The 10,134-nt window shown below is 49.6% G+C and carries 7 protein-coding genes; 3 read left to right on the forward strand and 4 right to left on the reverse strand.

Annotated elements, in window-relative coordinates; genetic code table 11:
- The first annotated feature begins 12 nt into the window (after positions 1–12).
- Positions 13–306, forward strand: a complete 294-nt coding sequence (locus AB1656_16455; protein ID MEW6236977.1) for a hypothetical protein — start codon at positions 13–15, stop codon at positions 304–306.
- 1,054 nt (positions 307–1,360) lie between these two features.
- Here the strand turns inward: AB1656_16455 and AB1656_16460 are convergent.
- On the reverse strand, positions 1,361–5,863 hold the full coding sequence (locus tag AB1656_16460) for a lamin tail domain-containing protein (protein MEW6236978.1): 4,503 nt from the start codon (positions 5,861–5,863) through the stop codon (positions 1,361–1,363).
- A 185-nt stretch (positions 5,864–6,048) separates the two neighbouring features.
- On the opposite strand from AB1656_16460, the gene AB1656_16465 reads away from it, so the two are divergent.
- Positions 6,049–6,915 carry a GNAT family N-acetyltransferase gene (locus tag AB1656_16465; protein ID MEW6236979.1) on the forward strand — a complete coding sequence of 289 codons (867 nt, stop codon included), beginning with the start codon at positions 6,049–6,051 and terminating at the stop codon, positions 6,913–6,915.
- 253 nt (positions 6,916–7,168) lie between these two features.
- Here the strand turns inward: AB1656_16465 and AB1656_16470 are convergent, their stop codons facing one another.
- Entirely contained in the window at positions 7,169–7,465 is a 297-nt protein-coding gene (locus AB1656_16470) for a hypothetical protein (protein ID MEW6236980.1), read from the reverse strand.
- A complete protein-coding gene (locus tag AB1656_16475; GenBank protein MEW6236981.1) occupies positions 7,462–7,713 on the reverse strand; it encodes a hypothetical protein in 252 nt (83 codons plus the stop codon). The genes AB1656_16470 and AB1656_16475 overlap by 4 nt, the downstream gene beginning before the upstream one ends.
- 291 nt (positions 7,714–8,004) lie before the next feature.
- On the opposite strand from AB1656_16475, the gene AB1656_16480 reads away from it, so the two are divergent.
- Positions 8,005–9,339 carry a sodium:alanine symporter family protein gene (locus tag AB1656_16480; GenBank protein ID MEW6236982.1) on the forward strand — a complete coding sequence of 445 codons (1,335 nt, stop codon included), beginning with the start codon at positions 8,005–8,007 and terminating at the stop codon, positions 9,337–9,339.
- Positions 9,340–9,509: 170 nt separating this feature from the next.
- Here AB1656_16480 and AB1656_16485 read toward each other — a convergent pair.
- Positions 9,510–10,134 (reverse strand): hypothetical protein (locus tag AB1656_16485; GenBank protein MEW6236983.1); only part of this gene is annotated, 625 nt, incomplete at its 5' end.

Raw genomic sequence — 10,134 nt, forward strand, 5'->3', positions numbered from 1 at the left:
GAATTAGGATGAATGAACAAAGATGCTGCGCCAACGAAGCAAAGCCGCGAGCGAAAATCAACGATGCTGGTCAATCTCGCGAATTCATCAGAATTGTTGAATGATTACTGTGACGAATATTTCCTTTTTCCGATTCAAGCCAAGGATGAAAACACAATCCACACTGTTGCCGATGAATCTCAATCGGCCCCTCTTTCCAAAACCAAGATGCCGTACATCGAAGATGGAATTGCCAGCGGATTATCGATGTCCATTCGGTTGCGATGCCAGGATGATGTTGCAAGATGCGATGCCTTGATGCCGTAACCTGATGCCGGACAAAGTTGCCAAATCCTGCTGCCGTACTGGATGCCGGAACAAGATGCCGTACTCGATGCTAAGCCATGATGCCATGCAAAATCCGCTTATTGCCGCTGCCGTACGCGATGCCGATTCGAAAAGGGGCCGCCGCAATTGTTTTTTGACTGCGATTTCTACTAACGCATTAATTATGCCAAAGTATGTATGCGAGGGAGAAAATGGGTAGAATAATTTTAAGTTTAATTATATCAAATAATTATAACACGTAATTTAGACCGATGAATTGAAAGGAAAATTTTCAATTATCGGTAAAACGATAAAATCTTGTCAATCTTGTCATTTTGGAGTAAAGGCGATGTCATGAAGGTCAAGATTGGCAAGTTTGCTAAACGCTACTCTCAATCTATCTATTTGTTAGAGACAGTATTTACTAAAATTTGAGGCTCTTGCAAAATTAATAAAATCCGCTTTTAAATTCTCCCCCCAAGCTTGGGGGGAGTTAGAGGGGGGTTGATTATGTTAGACTTAAAGCAACCCCCTCCTAACCTCCCCCAAGCTTGGGGGAGGAATTATGGAGTTTTGCAAGAGGCTCATTTGAGAGAAATCTCCGTTTATCGCATCTCCGAATCATGATATTATTCTTCAACTTTAGAGTCGCCCTTTTAATAACTCATGTTACGCGTGAGAAAAAGTATAGAAATCCATTATGAACGCCGTTTTGAATCACGAAAGCGCGAAATGAAAAAGAAAAACACGAAAAAAAACAGAAAAACAGTTGGCGTTAGGGATCGCGCCGTGAATAGGTTTTTTCCCGTGGAATCCAAAAGAATCCGTGATATCCGTGATTCGAAAATTTCGTGGAATTCGAGCCTTTTCGTGGTTTCGTCATTCAAAAACGCAAAAAAATGAAATCTATCCTGCTCTTATAAACGGTTCTTCTAATTGGTGTTGAAATACCAACGCCGAAAGCGAAAGAACATAGGCTGCGTAACAAGAGTTAAGTAAAAAAGCAATGAGCCGGAGCGCGTCTTTTTCGCTCCGGCTTTTTTATATCAGCGCTTCAGTAATACAGCCACATATCCACAACCGTATCTCCTTGGACCCCGGGAGTCGGCTTCGCCGTCTTCCAATTGGCGGGATTGTTGCCGGATTGGGCGGCGGAAATTCTTTGCAGGGATTCGCCCCCAGCTTCCGGCAGGCTAGGCCAGGGCGATTGCGTGAAATAAACGACTTCGTCCACAATGGCCCAGGAATCGGGTTGCCCTAACGCGTCGACGCTGAGAGGTTTTTCCAGGGATACTCTTTCGCCGATATTGGAAAGTTTTCCAGTATAAGGACCGGCGATGAGGATTCCCACCAAGTTGATATTGTATTTTTGTTTGAAGGCTTTGCGATCCGCTTCGTTTTGCGGATCGAAGTTGACGACCAGCAGGCGGCCTTGAGGCGGAATGGCGAGGTTGGGCGAAAACACAAAGGTTGCGCCGCCATCCAGACGCCAGGCGCCGTTTTTGTTTGCAAGAGAAATTTCCTTGTCCGTTGGATTCCTGATTTCCAAAAACTCGCCGATAGTATCTTCCGACGAAAGGGAGATAGGATGGCAGGCGATTTCGTCGATGACGGCGTGAAGAACGCCGCTCGCGTTGGCCTGGCCCATTGTAGGTTCCATGGCGTAAAGCCACGGCTCGCCATCAGCGAATCGTCCAATGGAGCGATCTTTCTCCTGAGCCTTGAAGCGTACGGCGTCTACGATGCGATCGACGCCCGCTTTGCCAGGAAGGTAGGAGAGGAATAACGTTTCGCCGTCCTTGCTGAGCGCGAAGCCTTGCGTAATAGGATTGTGGAATCCGGAAATTTCATCCGTCGTAAGAAAGCCGCGCGCCGCGATGTCGAGAGCGGAGAAAGCCCACTTTTTTAGATCGGCGCCGTCGTCGCTAAGATACCAGCCGTTCATGTTGACGGGCGCGTTGGAGGCGTTGTAGAGTTCGATCCAGTCGTTGGAATCGTAATCCGGATGGGCGGGATCGCTGTAATCCGTATTCGCCATGATCTCATTCATAACAATATTAGCTATAGGCGCAGCGTCCGCTTGGCCGGGCGAGCCGCCGATATAACTGCTGGCGCGCCAATTGCCGCCGTAATCCAGCGAACCGGCGCTCTCGTTGGCGATGGCCGAGTCCAAGGGAACCAGGGAATGCCCAACGCCGTCGGCCTGCGCAGGCCAGCCGCGTCCATCATTATAATTAAAAGAGGTAAGCGATGTATTCGATGGAAGATGTTCCAAGGCGATGCGCTCGCCCGAGTTGGATAATTTTCCCGTATTAGGACCGAACAGCAGCGTGGAGTCGTCCAAACCGTAATGAGCGCGGAAAGCCGCTGCACTGGTATCGGAACAGAATAATAACAGAAACTGATTCGGCGCCAGCGTCGTCCCCACAGGGAAGGCGTATTCCACGCCATTGGTGAAAGCGGCGCCGGAGAGATTCAACTCGGCGGTGGGATGGGTGTTTTGCAGCTCGATAAATTCGAACGCACCATCGCCGCCAGGATTGTACATCAGTTCCGTTACGCGGAGATTTTGCTGCAACTGGGCGATTTCGGTAGTGGAAAGTTCGGCCATAAAATCGGCTTCGTTCATCGCGCTCCAAACGCCGCCGTCGAGAACGCGCGCTTTGACCTTGACGCTGCCGTTGAGCGTAATAGGACCAGCGTAGTGCAGCGCCTTGGCTTCGTTGACGGCGCCGCCGGGCAGACGGGGATCGGAGCCGTCGAGCGTATAATAAATCGGCCCGCTCGCATCGCTGGAAAACGGCATCGTTGCTTCGAGGGAGAGACCGAAGACGACGTCGCTGCTGGTAGCGTTGACTTGATGCGCTTCCACAGCGATAACGTTATCGCCCGCTTTCAGAAGATTGGCGGGAATGTCGAACGGTCCTTCGATTGCGGCGTCGGACACGGTACTGTTGGCAAAATCCGAATAACTGACATTTCCATCCGCCATGCGCAGCCGCAAAATTTCCGAACCGTTCAAGTAAACTACGGCGCCGTCGTCGAGGATCGTTTGCATTTGCAGGGAAGCGTTCGTCAAATCGGTTCCGGGAGCGATGGTGAAATGTTTGCGGAAATAGAAAGTCGGCGGACCTAATGTCAGCGGCGTATTTTTGGCGGCGGACAATTCCGCCGTTTCCACATACAACAACGCCTTGCCGGATGTCCATCGTTCATCATTAAAGTTCGGCGTTTTCCAGTCGGCGCCGAGGTCCGTTCCCGATTGCTCGTATTTCCAGATATCATCCATAGCGATGAAAGTTTGCGTTTGCGTTCCCATGCTTTTTCCACCCATGATGAGTTGGAAGCCGGGCTGAATTTCGCCGCCTTGTTGGTTGAAGACGGGAGCGTCGATGGCTGGAAAGAGTTTGGCGCTGATCAATTGCTGTAAAACGATTTGCGTACGCACAGGCAAGTAAGTCGTTAAAATCCGGTTGACTTCGGGCAGCCAGGCATTATCGCGGGTGCGGGGAGTGCTGTAGTTTTTGTCTCCCCAGCGGGCGGATTCCCCGACAATGGCGCGGTCGATAGTATCGGCTAATTGCTGGTAGCGGGCGATGGATTTTTCCGGCGTCAAGGCGCCGTCATAGAAGAAATGCTTTTGGACATGATCGGCGAATTTCATCAGGAATTCGGGATTGACGCGCAGTTTTTGCATAACAAAAGCGGGATTGTCTTGGCCGTAATGGAAAGTAACTACGTTGCGGTTGCTCTCTTCCAGCGTCCATTCGGAATCCCAACAGAAGAAGCGAAAACCTTCCGTCAAAGTGCGGCGGAAGTCGGAGTAAAAATTCCACGGCGTGCCGCCGCCGCCGATCACCGTAGGAGCGTCGCGGTTTCCCGTATAATAAATCGTCAGCATATAATCGATGAGGTTGGGGATATTGACGTATTTTTGGATTTCTCGATATCGTTCGAGCGTATGGAGATCGCGGCTGTTCGCCAGCGTCATTAGCGTATTCCAACCGTTCTTGTTTCCCGCTTTCGCTTGCGTGGCGTTGATTCCCCGCGTTCCGCCGGTAACGCAGTCCCATTCATCCTTTGGCCCGCCTAGATGATCGGAGGAGAAGGCGTCGTCGGGGCGTTCGCAGATGTTGTAGAGTCCCCAATAGAGTCCATTCAGATAGAGATGGACAAAGGTTCCATGCGAAGCGGGTTGGCCCAGCGCCAATTGAGTGCGGCGGGAAAATTCGTCGCGCAGGTATTCGGCGCGGCCGATGCTGCTGCCAAAGCCGCCTTCGTGGGAATGCCAGGAATAATTGTAACTCCCGCGCAGAGTCAGAGTGTCGAATTGATCGACGTTCGAATCGCTGAAAAGCGGATAGTTCAGTTTGGGATCGCCGTATTCGTTTTTAAACAATAAACGAAAGGAATATTTCAAATTGGAAGCGGAACGGCTGTAGCCGCCTTGAATGCGGACGCCGTTATTGATGTGAAAGCCCGGAGTTCCATCGGGAAAAATCAATTCCGTGGAGCCGGGGCGTTCCCATTGGGCGCCTTTGATTTCGGGATGGGAATAGATGCCGTTTCTGGTTCCGAACAAATCGTCCATCGTCATGACGAGGGAAAGCGTAGGAATCGATTTAAGATCGTTCTTGATCGTGTTCTTATAGAGCGCGCTATTGACGACGTCGGGATCCATATCGTAATCGCCATTGACGCTGCCCCAGCGCGTGGGGAAATCGCTGGGCCGAGTTTGGCGAATCACGCTATCGAGAAAAATATACGTCTGCGTATCGACGTTAGAAGGTTGATATTCCGGTTTGAAAGCCGCTGCTCTCAGAGGAGTAGTCTTCGAAATCGCGATGGGGCCGTTATAAATTAAGCCGGTTGTCGCCGAAGGAACGTCGCCGTTGGTGGTATAGCGTATCTCGGCGTCTGGAGTATCGGTAGTAATCGTCAATTCGAAGGGAGCGTCGTAGAAGCCGCGATTTTGGCTGAATTTCGTATCGGCGACGAAACCCAATACGCCGTCCTTATTCGCCGTTCCCGGCGTGGATTTGAGAAAGTACCGTTTATCGTCGCCTTGGGGAGAAAGGCCATAGGATGCATCGGTTCGTTGAGCGGGATATGACGGCGCGAAGGCATGATGAACCGTTTGACCGTCCGGTTCGACGAGAGCGAGGTATCCGCTTTCCGGCTTCAACTGGAAATTGGCGTGCAGCGAGATTTCCCGGTTGACGGCGACGGCGCGGTTCTTGCCGGAGGCGAATACGATAAGAAATCGGCTGGGAGACAAAATGGCGCTGGGAAAAGTCCATAACGATAAATTCTGGGGATTGTCGGATAAATGCCAGCCTTTGAGGTCGATCGGCGAATCGCTGGCATTGAAGATTTCGATCCAGTCGGAATACTCGCCGTCTTCATCAGTCAGAGTACTTTGATTATCCGCCATGAATTCCGTGATTTGCAGTATGGGCGCGGAACTGGATTCGTTCGCCAACGCGCCCAACGCAATGGATATAATGAGTAGATTTCCCAAGAATGATGGAAGCAGGCTCAAAAATGATTTTTTCAACGCAAATCCCCTTTTCAATAACATGGGTATGACCATGCAGGGCGTTTCGTTAAGAATAAATGGAAAACAAAATTCCATTTTCTCTCGCGAACGCTGGCAGGACTGTATAGATTATAATATATTGCTCTAGGAGTAAATCGTAACAAAAATCTAACAATTCTCTAAATTTTTCTGGGAGAAAAACAATGTCCGCCTCGGATTCGATTTCCTTTCGCGTGCGAATAATGAAGCCAGAGGATTTTCCCCGCTGCCATTGGCTGCGCCAGCAAGTGGGTTGGAATCAGACGCTGGCGGATTGGCGCCGTTTTTTGGGATACGATCCGGAAGGGTGTTTCGTCGCCGAGAAGGAAGGCCTTGTCGTTGGAACGGTTTGCACGATTCCCTACGAACGGAAATTCGGTTGGGTGGCGATGGTGATCGTCGATCCCGCCCAGCAGCGGCAAGGGATCGGGACGTTTCTTTTAAACGCGGGCATCGAACATCTGGAAGCCCAAGGATTAACGGTCAAACTGGACGCGACGCCGCAAGGAAAACTGCTCTACGACACCCTCGGCTTCACGGACGAATACGGCGCAGCGCGCTACGAAGCGGGGCGGATCGATGCGCCTGTTGAAGATCAGGGTTGCGAGGAACTGACGCTGGACGATTTGGAAGAGTTGGAAGCGTTCGACAAGCCAATCTTCGGCGCCTCGCGCCTGCCGGTGCTGCGCTCGTATCTGGAAATCGATCCGAAACTAGGTTTTTGCCGCCGAGAGAATGGGCGTCTGACAGGCTATATCCTGGCGCGGGAAGGCAGCAACGCCTTTCATATTGGTCCCTGGACGGCAACGAATGCGGACTGCGCCAAGCGTCTGCTGTTCGCCATGCTCCAACGCCGCCAGCCGGAACGGACGTTCATCGATATCGTAGAGCCGAACCTCCATGTCATCCCCATGCTGGAATCGCTGGGCTTCGTCTTCCAACGCCCCTTCATCCGCATGTTCAAAGGCCTCAACCACCACCCCGGCCAGCCGGAATTCGTCTACGGCATGAGCGGCCCGGAATTGGGGTGAGAGGGAGAATGATAAATGATGAATGATGAATGATGAATGATGAACTCGCGTTGCGCGTCTGGCAGGACGACAGGCGGCAAGGGCAAAGTTGTTTTTGCTCTTGAATAAAGAAGTAAGTAATCAAGGAGAGACAAGATTTACCCTCGTATCGTCAAGGGCAGATAAAACAGCATCTCTTGATAACTTACATAAAACCTTGCCCTTGCCACCCCGCCAGTTGCTCATACCGTTTCTTTTGCCGGAAGAAAAAAGACTATGGCCTATTCTTCAAAGACAAATCCTTTTTAATGCCCATAAAAGCGGCTTCTTCCAAATCGATTCGCTCTTGGATGACGCGAGTTAGCCATTCTTCTACGTTTTTAGCTCGGTGCAATTGGGATAGAAAGGCGGCGCGAGCGGCTAGACGGGCAGGCAGCGGCAAAGAGATGGGCTTCGAACGACGAACGCGAACGGGCTTTTCCCAAGCGTCATCGTTATCCGCCTGTTCCGTTACGATCCGGTCGATTTCTTGTTCGGAAAGATTCTTCTTGGATTTGTCTATTTTATTCATAGTTCCCATCCGGTAATGATGCGGACGATGTCTCCCGGCTTGAGTTGGAAGATGATTTTAAGCCTCCGGCCGCCAATGGTAACGCCAATCAACTGATAACGATCGCGATAGGATTTATTACGCCGTATTTCAAAATCGGAAAAAAAACATTCAACCGCTTCGATAAAAGCTATGCGATGAGCGGCGAGTTTATCGCTTTCAAAATCATATTCAAAATCAACAGGAGTAAATCGATGCCAGTCGGTCAAATTCTATTGTACTCCTAAATCGAGGTTTTGAGTCGATTAATACCTAAACTTCGGCGATGACAGATATTTGAATGGCAGCTGGTTTCTATTTCTAAATAGATAGCCCATTTTTAACAAATAATAAAGGTTTTTTTGATGTCAACAAAGAAGAATAACCGCCGCGTCTATATAATTCATTCAGAAGCGTAGGGCAGGCTTAAAGCGAAGCGCAGCTCGCTATTCCCCTTCATCAATCATCGCTCGTCATTCATCATTCATCATTCATCATTCATCATTCAATTAGGAGACGACATGAATCCATCCAATACCCTTCTCAAGACGCTTTCGACGATCAGCGATTACGTGTGGGGAACGCCGATGATTGTTCTGCTATTGGGAACCGGCGTTTTTCTTACGCTTCGTCTGGGTTTCTTGCAAATCACCCATCTGCCAAGGGCGCTTAAACTGGCGTTCAGCCGGTCGGACGAGGATGCGCAAGGGGATATTTCCCATTTCAAGGCGCTGATGACGGCCTTGGCGGCCACGATCGGCATCGGCAACATCGTAGGCGTCGCCTCCGCCATCGCCGCCGGCGGGCCGGGAGCGCTGTTTTGGATGTGGGTTACGGCGTTGTTCGGCATGGCCACGAAATACAGCGAAGCCATCTTGGCGGTGAAATACCGCATAGTAGACGAAAAGGGGGAAATGGTTGGAGGCCCCATGTTCGCTCTGGAACGGGGATTGGGAATGAAATGGCTGGGCGTTCTTTTCGCCATTTTTGGAAGCATCGCCGCATTCGGCATCGGCAACATGGCGCAGGCCAACGCCGTCGCCGCCGCCATCCATGACTCTTTTAACGTCTCTCATTGGTTCACGGGGATCGTCATGGTGATTCTTACCGCCGCCGTCATCCTCGGCGGCATCAAGCGCATTGGCGAGACCTCCGCCATTATCGTTCCCTTCATGGCGGTTTTTTATATTATTACGGCGGCGGTTATTCTTATTATTAACGCGAAAGACGTCCCTCACGCTTTGGCATTAGTTTTTACACATGCGTTCACGCCCACGGCGGCCGTTGGCGGCTTCATGGGCGCCTTAGTGAAAAATACCATTCAGTCCGGCGTCAGCCGTGGACTATTTTCCAACGAGTCGGGCTTGGGCAGCGCCCCCATCGCCGCCGCCGCCGCCAAGACGAAATCGCCCAAGCGACAGGCTCTGGTTTCCATGACGGGTACTTTTCTGGATACTATCGTCGTTTGCACTATGACAGGACTGGTCATCATCGCCACCGGCGTCTGGACGAGCGGCGAAAATCCCGCCCTGCTGACGGCGATGGCCTTCGAGCATGGTTTTCCGGGAACGTCAGGCGATATCGTCGTTACCATCGGTTTGATCTTCTTCGCCTATTCCACCATTTTGGGTTGGAGTTATTACGGCGAGAAATGCGTAGAGTATCTCTTTGGCGTGAAAGCGGTTTTTCCCTATCGTTTGGTTTGGGTCGTCTTCGTCATGATTGGATCGTTGACGAAGATCGATATCGTCTGGGTATTTTCCGATATCATGAACGCTCTGATGGCGATTCCCAACTTGATCGCCCTCATCTTCCTCTCCGGCGTCATCGTCGAGGAAACGCGGCGGATGGAGTAGGCGAAAACCTCATAAGAAAAAATTTACAATCGTAGGATGGGTCACATCGTTTGACCCATCAATTACTCTGTCTCATAATTATCGATGGGTCAAAAATCGCGACCCATCCTACTTTTCTTCGTGCGATTTTTTCCGCTTCGTGACGCTCCCTCTATCAGTAAATTCATATTTTAAAAATATTTCAAAATGAATTTCGTAAATTCTTCTTTCAGATAATTTTTAAAATTCCCTGGAGGTGTAGAATCTATAACCGTGATGAATTGTTGAGCGATTTGCTTCTGATTCACACCCTTTTTCTCCCAGATTTCTTTCAAAACAAGAAATGTCCCCGTTATAGCTTCAGGATATGTGGATTCATTCAATATCCTCAAAAGAATTGATTCGGCTTCATCTGTTTTCCCTTCAAATCGAAATATCAGAGATGCATAGGAACGAGCGGATTGTACGGAAGCCAGATTTTTTGGAAAATATTCATCGTATAAACGTTTGTATATCTTCTTGGCTTCGTTCGTTTTTCCATCACTAAAAAGACTATGGGCATGCATTTCATAAACACTGGATATTTTATCTTGATCCATTTCCTTTCGAATCGAATCGTTCTTTATAATTTCACTGTTCATAATTCCATTTGTTATATATTGTACTTTAACTAATGAATCATAATCTTTCTCCATTTCATAAATGAATTCGAGAATTTTGTTCAATGGATGTTGGTATCCATAGAGATTCTTTTTCCCAAAGAATCTATTGTAATTTTTAATATATTCGATGAGAAAGGATTCAATTTTTTCCAGG

The sequence above is a fragment of the Candidatus Omnitrophota bacterium genome, assembly GCA_040755155.1.
In the GTDB taxonomy this organism is placed as follows: domain Bacteria; phylum Hinthialibacterota; class Hinthialibacteria; order Hinthialibacterales; family Hinthialibacteraceae; genus JBFMBP01.